The 16,782-nt window shown below is 45.4% G+C and carries 14 protein-coding genes and 1 tRNA gene; 9 read left to right on the forward strand and 6 right to left on the reverse strand.

Annotated elements, in window-relative coordinates; translation table 11 throughout:
• Positions 1-25: 25 nt before the first annotated feature.
• The 6 genes from DKW60_RS06585 to DKW60_RS06610 form a co-directional block, all read right to left on the reverse strand.
• On the reverse strand, positions 26-1,081 hold the full coding sequence (locus tag DKW60_RS06585; protein ID WP_109836860.1) for a zinc-binding metallopeptidase family protein: 1,056 nt from the start codon (positions 1,079-1,081) through the stop codon (positions 26-28).
• A 163-nt stretch (positions 1,082-1,244) separates the two neighbouring features.
• Positions 1,245-1,505 (reverse strand): 30S ribosomal protein S20, encoded by a 261-nt coding sequence (rpsT, locus tag DKW60_RS06590; protein ID WP_109836861.1) that lies wholly within the window; start codon positions 1,503-1,505, stop codon positions 1,245-1,247.
• A gap of 198 nt (positions 1,506-1,703) precedes the next feature.
• Complete coding sequence (groL, locus tag DKW60_RS06595) at positions 1,704-3,359, reverse strand: chaperonin GroEL (protein WP_109836862.1); 1,656 nt, start codon at positions 3,357-3,359, stop codon at positions 1,704-1,706.
• Between the two features lie 60 nt (positions 3,360-3,419).
• On the reverse strand, positions 3,420-3,710 hold the full coding sequence (gene groES, locus DKW60_RS06600; RefSeq protein WP_109836863.1) for a co-chaperone GroES: 291 nt from the start codon (positions 3,708-3,710) through the stop codon (positions 3,420-3,422).
• Positions 3,711-3,878: 168 nt separating this feature from the next.
• Entirely contained in the window at positions 3,879-4,352 is a 474-nt protein-coding gene (locus DKW60_RS06605) for an FxsA family protein (protein WP_109836864.1), read from the reverse strand.
• Positions 4,353-4,458: 106 nt separating this feature from the next.
• Positions 4,459-6,429, reverse strand: a complete 1,971-nt coding sequence (locus DKW60_RS06610; protein ID WP_109836865.1) for a sensor domain-containing protein — start codon at positions 6,427-6,429, stop codon at positions 4,459-4,461.
• A 279-nt stretch (positions 6,430-6,708) separates the two neighbouring features.
• Between DKW60_RS06610 and DKW60_RS06615 the strand changes: the two genes are divergently transcribed.
• The 9 genes from DKW60_RS06615 (at position 6,709) to rpsO (ending at position 16,739) form a co-directional block, all read left to right on the forward strand.
• The gene (locus DKW60_RS06615) at positions 6,709-7,032 is read left to right on the forward strand and encodes an H-NS histone family protein (protein WP_219988657.1); all 324 of its coding nucleotides are present in this window, start codon (positions 6,709-6,711) and stop codon (positions 7,030-7,032) included.
• 266 nt (positions 7,033-7,298) lie between these two features.
• Positions 7,299-9,698 carry a protein-disulfide reductase DsbD gene (locus DKW60_RS06620; RefSeq protein ID WP_181389608.1) on the forward strand — a complete coding sequence of 800 codons (2,400 nt, stop codon included), beginning with the start codon at positions 7,299-7,301 and terminating at the stop codon, positions 9,696-9,698.
• An 80-nt stretch (positions 9,699-9,778) separates the two neighbouring features.
• Positions 9,779-9,855, forward strand: a tRNA-Met gene (locus DKW60_RS06625).
• A gap of 129 nt (positions 9,856-9,984) precedes the next feature.
• Positions 9,985-10,428: a ribosome maturation factor RimP gene (rimP, locus tag DKW60_RS06630; RefSeq protein ID WP_109836867.1), complete on the forward strand. Its 444-nt coding sequence runs from the start codon at positions 9,985-9,987 to the stop codon at positions 10,426-10,428.
• Between the two features lie 37 nt (positions 10,429-10,465).
• Positions 10,466-12,007 carry a transcription termination factor NusA gene (nusA, locus tag DKW60_RS06635; protein WP_109836868.1) on the forward strand — a complete coding sequence of 514 codons (1,542 nt, stop codon included), beginning with the start codon at positions 10,466-10,468 and terminating at the stop codon, positions 12,005-12,007.
• A gap of 20 nt (positions 12,008-12,027) precedes the next feature.
• Complete coding sequence (gene infB / locus DKW60_RS24470; protein WP_109836869.1) at positions 12,028-15,036, forward strand: translation initiation factor IF-2; 3,009 nt, start codon at positions 12,028-12,030, stop codon at positions 15,034-15,036.
• Positions 15,036-15,407 (forward strand): 30S ribosome-binding factor RbfA, encoded by a 372-nt coding sequence (gene rbfA, locus DKW60_RS06645; protein ID WP_109836870.1) that lies wholly within the window; start codon positions 15,036-15,038, stop codon positions 15,405-15,407. The genes infB and rbfA overlap by 1 nt, the downstream gene beginning before the upstream one ends.
• Entirely contained in the window at positions 15,408-16,316 is a 909-nt protein-coding gene (gene truB, locus DKW60_RS06650; RefSeq protein ID WP_109836871.1) for a tRNA pseudouridine(55) synthase TruB, read from the forward strand.
• Positions 16,317-16,469: 153 nt separating this feature from the next.
• Positions 16,470-16,739: a 30S ribosomal protein S15 gene (gene rpsO, locus DKW60_RS06655; RefSeq protein WP_109836872.1), complete on the forward strand. Its 270-nt coding sequence runs from the start codon at positions 16,470-16,472 to the stop codon at positions 16,737-16,739.
• The last annotated feature ends 43 nt before the right edge of the window (positions 16,740-16,782 follow it).

Here is a 16,782-nt window from a genome sequence, read left to right on the forward strand (position 1 = left end):
TCTCTGATATCTGCAGCGCACTTAATTATTCAAAAAAGTCACTTATCCGTCCCTTGAGCACTGAAAAGTAATCCGACTCTCCAGTCGGCTCATTCTCCGTCTCAGCACCGCCTCCCAAATCAGTTACAGACTTTGCCAACGCAAGTACCACTCGTGCTACTTGCGCATAGTTTAACACCACACTTTCAGGCATGTAGCCATCTGACACCCGTAAGCTCAACATATCGCTGACCTGAACTGCCGGGTAATCATTCAACCAATAGTTAACATGGTCAGATCCCGTTACTAATGGGAAGTTTTCCGGCGCGCTGAATGACTCTACCGGCAAACCTAAAATACTAGCAAAGCTACCCTTAACAGATCGGGTAGTTGTGAAATCCTGAAAGCGACTCGATAACGCAATAAAATTCCCCTGATCAGGATACAACATATTCATAAAGGAAAATGGATAACGCTGAGAATTCTCCTTCTCTGTAAAATAACCAACGCTTTTTAAAGAAATCATTAACTTTACAGGTATGTTTGCATCTCGTAGCAACTTTGCATGATGGTAACTTCCCATCTCGAGAGTACCGTTAGCGGCTACACCTGCTGAAGCATAGGCAACGAATTCAACGGATATAGGAAGCTCTTGATCTATTGCCGATAACAAACGGGCTGCTTCTAAGAATGCGGCTACACCGCTGGGATTCCAGTATTTTCGGGTTGAATCGGTCGGCGGTAAATACTGCACACCAATCACCACTCTTTCACTCGTTCTGGGACCAAGCCTCAGTCGAACATTGGTATGGCGACCACCCATTGTTGTATAGCCTTGCTGACTTGGCTTGCCGAGACGGGAAAAGTAATTGAATATGTAATTATCTGCAGAAAGTGCTTCGCTAGCCAATTCCCGGGATGTATTGATGTGAATCAGATTAGTGACGTGATTTTGTAAGTTTGACTGATTGACCTGTGGAGGGTCATTTACAGCCTTTACAGGTAATAGCAATGGCTGAGTAATTAAAAACCACAGTACTGCACACACGACGACTATAGCTATTAACCAATCAAGAGTTCGGGCAATAAACCTGCTCAACATAGGGCTAAAATCCTTATCAAATTACCTTACCAGAATTAGAATGCCCCTAAATCACTAATCCAAGTACTACATTTATCAAAGCCCGGCACTATTGTAGATTATTATGATGAGACTTCCATAAAAAAACCGGCAAAAGCCGGCTTTTTTAAAATCGCGATGCTAATTAAAGCGCGCGAATACGAGAGTTCAAACGGCTCTTATGACGAGCGGCTTTATTCTTGTGGATTAATCCTTTCGTAACACCTGCATCGATTGCAGGTACAGCAGCAGTGTATGCTTCAGTTGCTGTCTCTTTGTCGCCAGCTTCAATTGCTGTAACAACACGCTTGATCAACGTGCGCATACCAGTTGTGTAGTGCTTTTTATGAACACGACGCTCTTCTGACAAACGTACACGCTTCTTTGCTGATTTGATATTAGGCAAAACTATTCTCCCGTCCGGGCGTCAAAATTTAAGACGCGTATTGTGCCGGATCTAACAACTATCGGCAAGATGAATTTTCATCTTTTTTAGGCTTAACAATGAAAACACCGATAGCACTATGAATCGTGACTATCGGTGCTTTGCAGACTTAACAGTAAACACGTGCTAAATCTTTTGGCTCAACGGTGTTGAGGGCAATTACATCATTCCGCCCATGCCACCCATACCGCCCATACCACCCATATCAGGCATACCACCGGCAGCAGCACCTTCAGGAGCAGGCATGTCAGCGATCATTGCTTCAGTGGTAATGATCAAACCAGCAACTGATGCTGCATTTTGCAAGGCTGCGCGAGTTACTTTAGTTGGATCTAAGATACCCATCTCGATCATATCGCCATACTCAGAAGTACGTGCATTGTAACCATAGCTGGCTTCGCCACCTTTTACTGCATTCAGAACAACTGATGCTTCATCACCAGCGTTAGTACAGATCTGACGTAGAGGCTCTTCCATTGAACGACGCAGGATATTGATTCCCATATCTTGATCATGGTTCTCACCACTCAAACCATCAAGTGCATTCAGAGCACGAACCAAAGCAACACCACCACCTGGTACCACTCCTTCTTCTACCGCAGCACGAGTTGCATGAAGCGCATCTTCAACGCGAGCTTTCTTCTCTTTCATCTCAACTTCAGTCGCAGCACCAACCTTAATTACTGCAACACCACCAGCTAGCTTAGCAACACGCTCTTGCAGCTTTTCAGTGTCATAGTCAGAAGTAGAAACTTCAGCTTGTGCACGAATCTGGTCAACACGAGCTTTAATATCAGCAGCATCACCAGAACCATCAATCACTGTAGTGTCATCTTTAGTAACAGCAACACGCTTAGCTTGACCTAGGTCTTCTAAGGTTACTGCTTCAAGACTCAGACCCACTTCTTCAGAGATCACCTTACCGCCAGTCAGAATCGCGATGTCTTCCAACATAGCCTTACGACGATCGCCAAAACCAGGCGCTTTAACAGCAGTAACTTTTACGATACCGCGCATGTTGTTAACAACCAATGTTGCCAACGCTTCACCTTCGATATCTTCAGCGATGATCAACAAAGGACGGCTTGCTTTTGCAACCGCTTCCAATGTTGGCAGCAAGTCACGGATGTTTGAGATTTTCTTGTCATGTAACAAGATGAACGGATTCTCAAGCTCAGCAGCCATACTCTCTTGATTGTTGATGAAGTATGGAGACAGATAACCGCGGTCAAACTGCATACCTTCTACAACACCCAACTCATTCTGAAGAGAAGTACCTTCTTCAACAGTAATAACACCTTCTTTACCCACTTTGTCCATTGCTTCAGCGATAATTCCACCGATAGACTCGTCAGAGTTAGCAGAGATCGTTCCGACCTGAGCGATAGCCGCAGAATCAGTACAAGGCTTAGACTGCTCACGTAGAGACTCAACTGCAACTGTTACTGCTTTGTCGATACCACGCTTAAGATCCATCGGGTTCATGCCAGCAGCAACTGACTTCATGCCTTCGCGAACGATTGCCTGAGCCAATACTGTAGCAGTAGTTGTACCGTCACCAGCGATATCAGAAGTCTGTGAAGACACTTCTTTAACCATCTGAGCGCCCATGTTTTCGAACTTATCTTCAAGCTCAACTTCTTTCGCGACTGATACACCATCTTTGGTCACAGTCGGAGCGCCAAACGCTTTATCCAAAACGACGTTACGACCCTTAGGACCTAAAGTAACCTTTACTGCGTTAGCCAGAATATTTACACCATTCACCATACGTGAACGCGCGTCATCTCCAAAACGTACTTCTTTTGCACTCATTGTTGCTATTCCTCAATTCTTTCTAAATGTCATTGCCACAGATTGGCAACAGTCAATTATTTATGCTTCAACGACAGCCAGGATATCGTCTTCTTTCATCATCAGCAGCTCTTCACCATCAACTTTGATAGTCGTACCAGCGTACTGACCGAAAAGAACCTGATCACCAACTTTTACATCCATCGCGCGCACATCACCAGAATCAGTGATCTTGCCATTACCAGCAGCAATAACCTCACCGCGATTCGGCTTTTCAGTGGCGCTATCCGGGATGATGATCCCGCTTGCAGTAGTACGCTCTTCTTCAGTGCGGCGAACTACGACGCGATCATGCAAAGGACGAATATTCATGTTCTCACTCCATACATATTTTAAGGGTTGTAACGTTAAATTGCCCTGCGATTAGCACTCTGGGCTTGTGACTGCTAATAATAGGGACGGCACAATAGCAGTTCAAGGGACAATATTTAAAAAAATATAAATTTATATCTCAGAAAGACTTTTCTGAGCAGGAGGGCATTACTTGTTACCGATGTGCTTGTCCGGCTTTTGACTGTACTCACCTTCGATGATGTCCTCTTCGGTCACGACAGAAGCACGAAAACCAGAGGCACCGCCCATACCAGAGGCCTTGATCACGGATCGACTAATGAGCTGATCAACCAGAAAACGACGTGTAAAAGGCACTAAACACATAAAACCCATTGCATCGGTAAAGAAACCGGGGGTCATTAACAAGGCACCACCGATCAACAACAACACGCCCTCGATCATTTCACGCGCAGGCACGACGCCAGTAGACATATTTTTTTGAAAACGCGCTAGCGTAGAAAGCCCTTGCTGCCTCAATAAATAAGCACCAATAACAGCCGTCGCGACAACCAGAAGGATTGTTGGTAGCGCACCGATCACAGTGCCGACCTGAATTAACAGATATATCTCGATGATCGGAACAACCAAAAACAGAAAAGCAAAAATGGGAAATGTGCGCACAGTGCACCTTAAATCATATGAATATTAATTCGATAATGTATACGATTCTGCAAATTTCAAGAGCACTGTAGCATATCCAAATGAATAACGACTCTCCTACCTGAATCTAACTAGCCTTAGCCAAATAGATATTCTCAAAGGCAACAGGCTTACCACAGTGATAACCTTGAGCGTAATCAACCCCCATACGCTTGAGTAGTTGCTTTGTTATGTCTGTTTCGACAGATTCGGCAATAGTAGCCAAATTCATCACCTGCCCTACTTTATTGACCGCATCAACCATTGCTGCATCGACACGATTCTTACTCATATTGCGAATAAACCCACCATCAATCTTTAAGTAACTCACCGGTAGATCGCGCAAATAGCTCAATGAAGAAATCCCGCTTCCAAAGTCATCAAGTGAGCCACAAGCACCAAGCTCTATTAGTTCATCCAGCAAAACCTGACTACGCATGAAATTCGCTAACACAATGGATTCTGATATTTCAAAACACAAGAAAGAAGCCGGCACATTGCGATCTTCAAGCACCGCTTTCACAAAGGAAACAAAAGTTTCGTCATTCACGCTATCAGCCGACAGGTTAATTGTGAAAATTTGTTTAACTTTTGTGTCGGAAATAAAATCACCGTTAGCAATACAATTTATCGTCTTATCTACCACCCAACGATCTAAACTTCCCATCAATCCTAAGCGCTGAGCAGATGGCATAAAGCTACCCGGAGACAAAATCTCACCTTCATGCGGAAGTCGGACCAGCACCTCATACTGCCTCTCCTGACACTCACCCTCCGCCTGCAATGGCATGATTGGTTGGACATATAAAGTAAAGCCATCGTGCTTTAAAGCGCTCTTGAGTACTTGCTCCCAGTTTTCGCCTTGTTCCTGCTTCTGCTGACTAGACTCATCATGAGACTCGATATCATCAACATATAACTGATTGCGACCGAGCTTCTTGGCGGTGTAACATGCCTCATCGGCACTCAACATTAAACGTCCCATATCTGTTACACGATAGCTCGAATCAAAGCCCACAGCACCCAGACTAACACCAACCTGAAACGTATTTTGACTCCAGGAAAAACGATACCCCTGAATATCTTCAAGTATTCGTTCCAGAATCACTTTGGCTCGTCCAACACCACAATCGACAAGTAATATGGCAAATTCATCACCGCCCGTTCTGGCTAAACAGTCCGTGCTTCTGACTCTCTTTGAGAATAAGTCAGCAACCTGCTTAAGTAATTCATCACCCGCAGCATGACCACACACATCATTAACTGTTTTAAAGTGATCAAGGTCCATATAACAGAGAACATTTGTTGTCTTTTTCTCCTGACCTTCTGCCAGAGCCTTTTCCAGAAACTCCTGAAAACTTTTGCGATTATAAAGACCAGTGAGAGAGTCTCGCGATGCCTGATTATAGAGCTCCTCCATAGCAACCCGGTCAGCCGTTACATCTTGTAAAACTAACGCCACGTACTCAATATCACCTTCTTCGCTTTGCACAGGTGCGGTCTTAATTTTTACGTATTTGGATTCTGATTTTTTACTGAGTAGCTTTACATCATGAAGATCAAACATGCTATCCATTTTGCTGAACTGATCTTCAATTATCTGTACCAGAGTGTCAGCGCTACGACCACCATGCAAACTAACAATTTCGCTGATAGGACGATTCGCCGCGTCTTCATTACTCCATCCGGTGATGAGAGATGCTACATCGCTCAGATATTCAGCCTGCAAGTTTCTATTCACCCGGATTACACCGCCAGCCGTTGCTCCGAGTAATGCTTCGGTGTTCTTAAAAGACAATCTTGATGCCTCATGCGTAAGACCCAGAATATCTTGGCTCTTCATCGAATCAGACTTAATTTTATAGAAAGCGACACCCAGTGTCACAATCATAAGTAACAGAACCGACTGCAGCATTGGCAGATAGACTTGAAAACCAGAAACCTCGGTCACATCAAGGAATTGCCACCCAGCCAAGAGAACGCTGAGCACAACCAACAGTACTAAGGTCATGACAGGAACAGTGTTATTGTTATCCGGGAGAACGTTTCTGACTTTCATAGCGGTATATTCTTATTTTTATTACCACTAAATTTACAGGCATCCGTTCAGTTATACTACATTTTTCCGACACCATCCGACGAACGTCACATCTTCACCCACAAAAAATTAAATAAAATCTATTAACAACAACACCAACAATAAGACGAAGTTTTATCTACTCAATCAATCCTGATAAAAAATTTTATATATTTATATTATTAAACCGTAATTAATCTTGACTTAAAAATAGATTTAAATGTAAATATAATTCTGCATTAATAAAACTAGGTGATAAACGTGAGTACTTTAGATTACGATCAGTTTGACAGAGCAACATTGCTACAAATAATGGATGAGATTCCACTTGAGTTAAAAAAGCGCGACAAAATAATGCGCCAGGAACTTAAGTCTAAAATGCAAAAGCTAGCTGAAGAGGCTGGCTATAGCCTTGATGATATTCTAACGGGTGGTAAAGCGAAGGCACCCACTAAAAAGGCGGCACCCAAGTATGAGAACCCGGACGACCCATCGACCACCTGGACCGGACGCGGCAGAAAACCACTATGGGTAGTTGCGGCACTAGAAGCAGGTAAAACACTGGAAGATCTGGAAATCAGCTGATCGAATTTAGCATTTAAGTCACCACCAGCACTTACATCACGGCCGGTGGTGACTTCGATTTAGCGCTAACAAATCTATAGCCACCTGAAGATACATTCTTTATACTTGACCGACTAATAATAAAAAGCAGTCAATAAATCCGCGGAAACGTTAGCATCCACGCACTAACCTTAGGCGTATATGGCATGAACGTTACATAGTATACTTCGATAGGTATACCGTCAGTGACTGTGACATAAATCATTAAACCGGACATGCGAAATATCATGAAAGCTTTTTTCTCAGTTATAGTTTTACTCATTACCACAAGCTTGTACGCCGCTTCGGACACGCTCTTGCGGCCGAGCGAAGCTTTTAAACTAACGACTGAAACTATTGATTCACAGACTGTTCGTGCAACATGGACGATTGAAGAAGGTTATTATCTTTATCGCGATAAAATAGATTTCATCAGCGAAACACAAGACTCCAGCGTTGCAAACGTATTCAAACCGGCTGGTAACCCAAAAAAAGACCCAACATTTGGGGAAGTCGACATCTACAGGGGCGTCGTTACTTTTGATATTTCATTACAGCACAACAACAGCAATTCTCCACAACTCATACAGTTACTGAGTAAATCCCAAGGTTGTGCGGACATCGGGCTCTGCTACCCTCCTCAAAAGCAGACGGTTAATGTAAAGCTGCCACCCAGCTTCTCCAATACGGCAACATCAGAAACACCATTGAATAACCCTATCAGCCCAGTTAGTCTGGCAGATGAGCTTGGTATCAGTAGCATCACAGGTACTAGTGAACCCGACAGTATTACCGGCATCGGTGGTATTAGTAGCATTGGTGGTAACCAAGCCAATGAACCACTACCACCTGATGAAGCATTTAGATTCGATATTATTGCAACAGACAGTAATACACTCAATGCGAGATGGAATGTCACACCAGGCCATTATTTATATCAACATAAAATAGGCTTTAAAGTTGATGGCAATAAACACAATGTAACCTTAGGAAAGCCAAACTTACCCGAAGGTAAAGCTTACAAAGATGTCTATTTTGGAGATGTCGTTACCTATGATAAAGATTTTGAAGTTACTGTTCCTGTCAGTGGTTATAACGAAACGCTAGAAGTTATTACTGAATATCAGGGGTGTTCAGAACTAACCGGTATCTGCTATCCACCACAAACCAAAACAGAATTAGTTGATTTCTCAGCTTTTCCTCCCTCAACGATTACAAAAGCCCAAACTGGTAGTGATGCATCAAATACTACCGATGCAACAACAACTGAAAAGACAGCAACACCTACAGCCGACACTACCACTATTACAGAATCAGCTTCACAACAAAGTGCGCTCAGCGATGCATTGAAAAACAAGGGCATACTGGCTGTTATCGGACTATTTTTCTTGGGCGGTCTGTTATTAACCTTTACACCCTGTGTATTCCCGATGATCCCAATACTATCGGGAATCATTACTGGGCAAGGTGAAGATCTATCCCGAGGTAAAGCATTTGCTTTGTCATTAGCTTATGTCGTCCCGATGGCCCTCACTTATGCAGCAGCAGGTGTTATCGCGGGCTACACGGGTGCAAACCTACAAGCAGCGCTACAAAACCCTTGGGTACTGAGCATGTTTGCATTGTTGTTTGTCATACTCTCACTATCAATGTTTGGCTTCTATGAACTGCAGATGCCTAGCGCCATCCAAAATAAGCTGAACAATATTAGTAATACTCAGCGCGGCGGAAGTCTGGTTGGCGCTGGCATTATGGGTGTGCTATCGGCGCTCATTGTTGGCCCTTGCGTCACCGCTCCACTAATCGCAGCACTTGCTTACATCGCTGATACTAAAGATGTTGTACTTGGTGGACTTTCATTATTTATGCTTGGCATGGGAATGGGCGCCCCTTTACTCGTTATCGGTGTGTCTGCAGGTAGCGTACTACCCAGAGCAGGCGCATGGATGGAGACTGTTAAACACATCTTTGGCGTTATGATGCTTGGTTTAGCCATCTGGATGCTCGACCGTATTGTCCCACCTCAAATCACCCTGCTATTAAGTGGTATTCTCTTAGTCGGTAGCGCGATCTTTTTGGGAGCAACCGACTCACTCAATGAAACGTCTTCGGGGTGGAAGAGACTTTGGAAAAGTAGCGGACTGGTCTCACTATTACTCGGCACCATTCTAATTATAGGGGCTGCTGCGGGAAGTAAAAGTTACTTTGCTCCATTGTCAGGACTACTGGCGACTAATAGCCCTAATAATTCCAGCGACACTCTGGCTGAGCCGACTGGTTTACAATTTAAAAAGATATCAAGCCTGAGTGACCTTGACAGCACACTGCAACTGGCCAGAAACACCAACACCCCTGTAATGCTCGACTTTTATGCCTACTGGTGCTTACCTTGCCGGGAAATGGAACACACTGTGTTTAGTGATTCGGATGTTGTTGCTACATTGGAAAACACTATCGTCATACAAGCTGATGTAACTGATATGAATGAAAATGACAGCGCGCTCCTGAAGGAACTGGAAGTATTTGGCCCTCCTCATGTCATTTTCTACGATAGAAACGGTGAGGAAAGAAAAGACTTCCGAATCAGTGGTGAAATGAAGCTAGAACCATTTAAACAGCATATCCAGCGCTTCTTATCAAACGTCTAGTGTTTGACTGCTGCCTAAAATATATTTAATTCATCTTGCATCTGCGAAATACCCACCCTATAATCTGCACCTCATTCGGATGCGGGGTGGAGCAGCCAGGCAGCTCGTCGGGCTCATAACCCGAAGGTCGTAGGTTCGAATCCTACCCCCGCTACCAATTCACAATGAGTGATTTTAAAGACATTCGTTGTGGGCATCAGCTTGTATTCTTGATGCTTACACAAAAATAAAAAGGCCCCGATAATCGGGGCTTTTTTATTATCTGCTTCATGGGATAGCAATATAAATGCACGAGCAATTAGATCAATTAATTAACTCTACAGTAGTTGGCCTGGGGTTTGAGCTCTGGGGTTATGAGTATCGCCCTCATTCTGAAAGCGCGTTATTACGCATTTTCATTGAAAAAGAAGGCGGTATTTCAATAGACAACTGCACTCAGGTAAGCCGCCAAATTGGTGCTGCGTTGGATGTAGAAGATCTGATTCCGGTTGCTTATATTTTGGAAGTATCATCGCCGGGTATTGATCGCGTGTTATTCACACCTGAACAATACCACAGATATATTGGTGAGCAATTAAAGGTACGAACCCGCTCCCCTATCGAAGGGCGTCGCAACTTTAGAGGCAGTCTCGAAGCAGCAACAGATACACATGTTTCCGTCTTAGTAGACAATGAAACATTTGAAATACCATTTGATGTAGTAGATCGGGCCCGTTTGGTGATGGCATAAAATTAAAAATGCCCGCTTTATTTTTAAGGAAGGACTCATGAGCAAAGAAATTTTATATGTTGTTGACGCCGTCTCAAACGAAAAGAATGTCGATCCTGAGATTATTTTCGACGCAGTCGAGTCAGCACTAGCCACTGCAACGCGAAAGCGTTTCGGCATGGAAATGGACGTCCGCGTGACAATCGATCGTGAGTCTGGTGAGTACGATACATTCCGTCGCTGGCAAGTGGTTGATGACGAAGATCCGGAGTTTGAAAGCCCTGAGCGTCAGATTCTGTTGAGTTATGCAAAGGACAAAGGCCTGGATGCTGACATCGGCGATTTTATCGAAGAGCAAATTGAATCGGTAGAGTTCGGGCGTATCGCTGCACAAACTGCTAAGCAGGTTATTGTACAGCGTGTTCGTCAGGCTGAGCGTGAGCGCATTGTTGAAGCATTCATGGACAGAATTGGCCAATTGGTACTAGGAACGGTTAAGCGTACTGACCGCCGCGGCATTGTATTGGACATGGGTGAAAACGCTGAAGCAATCATTCCTCGTGAAGAAATGATTCCTCGTGAGAATGCTCGTGTTGGCGACCGTATGCGCGGCTTGCTAAAAGAGATTCGCGAAGATGCCCGCGGCCCACAGATGATTGTGAGTCGTACTGATAACAAATTCCTTATTGAGCTATTGAAACTTGAAGTGCCGGAAATTGGGCAGGAGTTGATTGATATCATGGGGGCTGCCCGAGACCCTGGCTCTCGCGCTAAGATTGCGGTTCGTGCCAACGTACCAAATCTTGACCCTATCGGTGCTTGTGTTGGTATGCGTGGTTCACGTATCCAAACCGTTACCAATGAATTGAGTAATGAGCGTGTAGATATTATCCCTTGGGATGATGACGTTGCGAAATTCACCATTAACGCAATGCAGCCTGCTACTGTGACTTCTATCGTTGTTGATGAAGATCAGCAAACCATGGATATAGGTGTTGATCAGGAAAAACTATCACAGGCCATTGGTAAAGGCGGCCAAAATGTTCGCTTGGCGAGCGAGCTGACAGGCTGGACGCTAAACGTCATGAGTGAAGATGACGCGGAGCAAAAAGCCCAGCAAGAAACAACGGCTATCATTGAGTTATTTGCTGAGCAATTGGATGTTGATGAAGAAGTCGCTACAATTCTTCACGAAGAAGGCTTTACCACTCTCGATGAAGTAGCTTACGTCCCTATTGAGGAAATGGCTCAGGTAGAAGAGTTCGACGAGGAAATCATCGAAGAGCTTCGTAGCCGTGCTCGAAACGCCCTACTCACCTTGGCAATTTCAGGTGGTAATGGTAAGCCAGCCAAAGACCTTCTGGAAATGGATGGGATGAGTGACGAGCTAGCAAACAAGCTGGCAGGTGCTGGCATTTGCACCATGGAAGACCTAGCCGAACAATCTATCGATGAACTTACTGTTCTTGATGGCATTGACGAAACCCAGGCGGGCGAATTGATTATGACCGCACGCGCACCGTGGTTCGCCGATGAAACTTCGGAAGACGACGCAACAGCAACCGACTCAACCATTAAGCAGTCTGAGTCAGATGTTTAAGGCGACAGGAGAAACAGAATATGTCAGAAATTACCGTAAAGAAACTATCCGAAATTGTGGGTGCTCCTGTCGAAACACTGCTACAGCAGATGAAAGACGCAGGCATTCACGTTAATGGCGCAGATGACAGCATCACAGACCGCCAAAAACTTGATTTGCTAGAGCACATCCGTCAAAGCTCGGGCTCTACTGAAGAAACCACTGCAAAAACAGGCAAGATCACTCTGAAGAAGCGCTCAAACAATGAGCTCAAGCTATCTGGTGGTGCGGGTAAAGGCTCTCGCACGGTCAATGTTGAGGTACGCCGAAAGAAGACGATTCTTCGTCGCAACCAAAATACTGCAGGCGCTGCTCAAGAGACAGAAGCTCCGGCAGCGGAACCAGCTGCTCCGACCAGCTCGAGCCGTACTGAAGAACTTGCGAAACAGAACGAATCAGAGCGCATTGCTCGTGAGCAAGCTGTACTTGCTCGCCGTGAAAAAGAGAGCAAAGCAAGTGAAGCGAAAGCTGCTGCTGAGCAAAAAGCTGCTGCAGAACAAGCAACATCGCAGGCAGAGACTCCTGCCGCTGATGCCCCACCTAAAGAAGCAGTTACAGCAAAAACTGAAACAGTAACTCCGGCAGAAAAAGAAGCCCCTACTCCTGAAAAGGCAACTGAAGCAACACCTGCCCCCAAAGCCGAAGAAACGCCTGCACCTAAGCAGAAAGCCAAACCGGTTGAGGAAGCTAAACCTGCTAAGCAGGAAAAGCCAGCAAGTGAGCCAGAAGCTAAAGCTGAAACTCCGAAAGCTGACACAGCAAAAACCGAGACAGCACAACCAGAAACAAAAGCTGCTGAGGCTGATAAGCCAACACTAACGGTTAATAAAACCAAAGTTGATGATAATGGCTTACCAACTGACCCAAAAGCACGCCGTGCCGCTGTTGCAGCGAAAGCCCGCGCTGAAGCTGCCGCTATCTTTAAGAAGCGTCCTTCTCGCGCCAAGGTCGCTCCTAAACCTGCACCTGCCCCTGCTCCGGCTGCTGAACAAAAGCCAAAGGAAGCCGCAAAGCCGGCTGCTAAACCTGCCGCTACACCAGCGAAACCTGCTGAAAAGGCAAAGAAAAAGCCTTTCCAGGGTCGTGGTGGTGCTCCGGGTCCATTGCACATTAAAGATGGTCGTGGCAATCGCAAGCAAAAAGGCAAGCGGGGTCAACAGCGTCGTCAGGAAAATACAGTAGACCAGTCTACGGACCATGGTTTTGAAATGCCTACCGCACCAATCGTGCGTGAAGTTGAAATTCCGGAAACAATTGTTGTATCTGAACTGGCTCAAAAACTTGCCGTCAAAGGTGCTGACATTATTCGTGCCATGATGGGCATGGGTGTGATGGCAACCATCAATCAGGCACTGGATCAAGATACCGCTATCCTGATTGTTGAGGAAATGGGCCATAAAGGTATTGTTGCTAAGTCACAAGATGAAGAGTCTCAAGTCGCTGACTTGATCGAAAACATTGGTGATTATGAGCAAACTTCCCGCCCACCGGTTGTTACTATCATGGGTCACGTTGACCACGGTAAAACATCGCTACTGGATTACATTCGTGCCTCACGCGTTGCTTCTGGCGAAGCAGGTGGAATTACACAACATATCGGTGCTTACCACGTTGAAACACCAAACGGTATCGTGTCATTCCTTGATACACCGGGACACGCAGCATTTACAGCAATGCGTGCTCGTGGAGCAAAAGCCACAGACGTGGTCATTTTGGTTGTTGCAGCAGATGATGGCGTAATGCCACAGACTAAGGAAGCGATTGAGCATACCCGCTCTTCCGGTGTTCCTTTGATTGTTGCAATCAACAAGATTGATAAGCCTGAAGCTGACCCTGAGAAAGTAAAGACTGAACTATCTAACTTCGGTGTTATCTCTGAAGATTGGGGTGGTGAAGATATCTTCGTCAATGTTTCGGCAAAAACCGGACAAGGCGTTACAGAACTACTGGAATCAATCCTGTTAGTGTCTGAACTACTGGAACTCAAAGCCAGAACTGATGGCCCAGCAACAGGACTTGTTATTGAATCTCGCCTCGAAAAAGGTCGCGGTGCGGTTTCTACCGTACTGGTTCAGCAAGGTACTCTGAAGCGCGGCGACATGGTACTAGCTGGTAGTGAGTACGGACGTATTCGTGCGATGTTGGACGAAAACGGCAAGCCAATCAACGAAGCTGGCCCATCTATTCCGGTAGAAGTACTTGGTCTATCAGGCACTCCATCAGCGGGTGAGCCAGTGATGGTGATGGAAAACGAGCGTAAAGCCCGTGAAATTGCTGAGATGCGTCACAACAAAGAACGTGAAACCCGCTTTGCTGCCCAACAAGCTGCGAAGTTGGATGAGATGTTCTCTAAGATGAAAGATGGCGAGAAGAGTACGCTGAATATTATGCTAAAAGCAGACGTTCACGGCTCTTTGGAAGCACTCAAAGACTCTCTGAGAAAACTATCTACTGATGAAGTTGCCGTTAAGATTGTTTCTTCTGGTGTGGGTGGAATCAGTGAGACTGATGTTTCATTAGCACAAGCCTCTGAAGCAATTATTATGGGCTTCAATGTACGTGCTGATGCAAGTGCTCGCCGTATTGCTTCTGAATCAGGTATCGAGCTTCGTTACTACAGCATCATCTATGAGCTAATCGACGATGTACGTAATGCACTGAGTGGATTGTTGAAGCCTGAACTGCGTGAAGAAATGACAGGTCTTGCTGAAGTTAAAGGTGTCTTCAAAGGCTCTGGCTTTGGTGCGATCGCTGGTTGTTTGGTCACAGAAGGTGTGGTCAAGAAAGGTAATCCAATCCGCGTATTACGTGACAATGTGGTTATCTTCGAAGGTGAGCTGGAATCATTGCGCCGTCATCAGGACGATGTTCAGGAAGTTCGCATGGGTACTGAATGTGGTATTGGTGTTAAGAACTACGATGACGTCAAAGAAGGCGACCAAATCGAAATCTATACTCGTACCTTGATTGAACGGACGCTGGATAAATAATGCCAAACGACTTTTCTCGTACTGACCGCATTGCCGAGCAGATCAAACGTGAATTAGCGGTCCTGATTCGTAATCATGTCAAAGACCCACGGGTCGGCATGATTGCGATTCTGGATGTTAAAGTCACTAAAGATTTGGCACAAGCTAAGGTCTACTTCGACACACTAGATACTGAATCCCATCAAGATTGTGAAAAGGGCTTGAATCGTGCCGCAGGTTTCTTGCGTCGCGAACTTGGACGTGCCGTTAAACTACGTGCCACCCCTTCCCTGCAATTTATTTATGATGATACTGAGCTGAAAGCCAACCAGCTTTCTCACATCATTGATAAAGCAGTGGCATCTGACAAGAAAGACGACCCTACTGACTGAATGCCAAAACCAAAGACTGGACAACCGTTGGACGGTATTGTTCTGCTCGATAAGCCCTTAGGTTTGAGCTCCAATGCCGCCCTCCAACGTACTAAACGAATCTTTAATGCACGCAAAGCCGGTCACACCGGTAGCTTGGACCCATTAGCGACAGGCATGCTTCCCATTTGCTTTGGTGAAGCCACCAAAGTGTCCTCATTTCTGCTGGACTCCGACAAGCGCTATATCACAACCGCTAAACTTGGTCAGACCCGAACCACGGGTGATCTGGAAGGCGATATCGTTGAAGCTCGCGAGGTTCCTGCTTTAAATCTGGATACGATCGAAGCTGTTCTGGACAAGTTTCGTGGACCGATCGAACAAATTCCACCGATGCACTCTGCCCTCAAACATGAAGGCACTCCGCTATATAAGCTTGCCCGAAAAGGCGTCACAATCGAACGCAAAGTGCGTCACGTCACCATCCATGAATTGAAACTACTGGACTTTACGGCTGACACGTTAACGCTGGAAGTGCATTGCAGCAAAGGCACGTATATACGCACGCTAATGGAAGATATTGGCGAGACACTGAACTGTGGCGCTCACCTGACTGAACTGCGACGCACCGAAGTATCTCCTTTTGGTGAATATACCATTTACACATTAGAAGCACTGGAAGCACTTGCCGAGTCTTCACAACTCACAGAAACTTTGCTGCCAATTGATTCCGCCATTCCGCATTGGCCAATGTTACAACTCACGAGCGAACAGACACAGCGCTTGTGTAACGGACTCAAAGTTGACCGCTCAGACCTGCCGGATTCTGATGGAATACGCCTCTATGATCCGGAAGGAAAATTTCTTGGTATAGGCCAACGCCACGAATCAGGTCAATTAGCCGCAAAACGTCTAATGAGAACAGATTAAAAGGCCTATCATGTGTTTAATCATGCACCTAAAGCATGATATGATGCGCCGCTTGACCCACCGCTTGGTATTAATGAATCCATCAATTAACTCTAGGCCTTGGGAATTTAAATCGATTCGCCTTGCGAATCAAACGTATGGAAATAAAAGACAATGTCTTTAAATGCAGAAACTAAAGCAGCAATCGTTGCTGAATACGCAGTAAAAGAAGGTGATACTGGTTCTTGTGAAGTACAGGTTGCTTTGCTGACCGCAAACATTAAGCACCTGACTGAGCACTTCAAAGCGCACAAGCATGACCATCATTCACGTCGTGGTTTGCTAAGAATGGTTAACCAGCGTCGTAAATTGCTGGACTACCTAAATGGTAAGGACTCTGGTCGTTACCAAGATCTGATCAAGCGCCTCGGTCTGCGTCGCTAAATCGATTTCAAAAAACACCGCTTCACGGCGGTGTTTTTAGTTG

This window comes from Leucothrix pacifica (genome assembly GCF_003172875.1).
Classification (GTDB): domain Bacteria; phylum Pseudomonadota; class Gammaproteobacteria; order Thiotrichales; family Thiotrichaceae; genus Leucothrix; species Leucothrix pacifica.

Excerpts from the sequence above, each read along its gene's own strand:
- DKW60_RS06585 (WP_109836860.1), bottom strand. The coding sequence starts at position 1,081 with ATGTTGAGCAGGTTTATTGCCCGAACTCTTGATTGGTTAATAGCTATA.
- groL (WP_109836862.1), bottom strand. The coding sequence starts at position 3,359 with ATGAGTGCAAAAGAAGTACGTTTTGGAGATGACGCGCGTTCACGTATG.
- groES (WP_109836863.1), bottom strand. The coding sequence starts at position 3,710 with ATGAATATTCGTCCTTTGCATGATCGCGTCGTAGTTCGCCGCACTGAA.
- DKW60_RS06610 (WP_109836865.1), bottom strand. The coding sequence starts at position 6,429 with ATGAAAGTCAGAAACGTTCTCCCGGATAACAATAACACTGTTCCTGTC.
- DKW60_RS06620 (WP_181389608.1), top strand. The coding sequence starts at position 7,299 with ATGAAAGCTTTTTTCTCAGTTATAGTTTTACTCATTACCACAAGCTTG.
- rimP (WP_109836867.1), top strand. The coding sequence starts at position 9,985 with ATGCACGAGCAATTAGATCAATTAATTAACTCTACAGTAGTTGGCCTG.
- nusA (WP_109836868.1), top strand. The coding sequence starts at position 10,466 with ATGAGCAAAGAAATTTTATATGTTGTTGACGCCGTCTCAAACGAAAAG.
- infB (WP_109836869.1), top strand. The coding sequence starts at position 12,028 with ATGTCAGAAATTACCGTAAAGAAACTATCCGAAATTGTGGGTGCTCCT.
- rbfA (WP_109836870.1), top strand. The coding sequence starts at position 15,036 with ATGCCAAACGACTTTTCTCGTACTGACCGCATTGCCGAGCAGATCAAA.
- truB (WP_109836871.1), top strand. The coding sequence starts at position 15,408 with ATGCCAAAACCAAAGACTGGACAACCGTTGGACGGTATTGTTCTGCTC.
- rpsO (WP_109836872.1), top strand. The coding sequence starts at position 16,470 with ATGTCTTTAAATGCAGAAACTAAAGCAGCAATCGTTGCTGAATACGCA.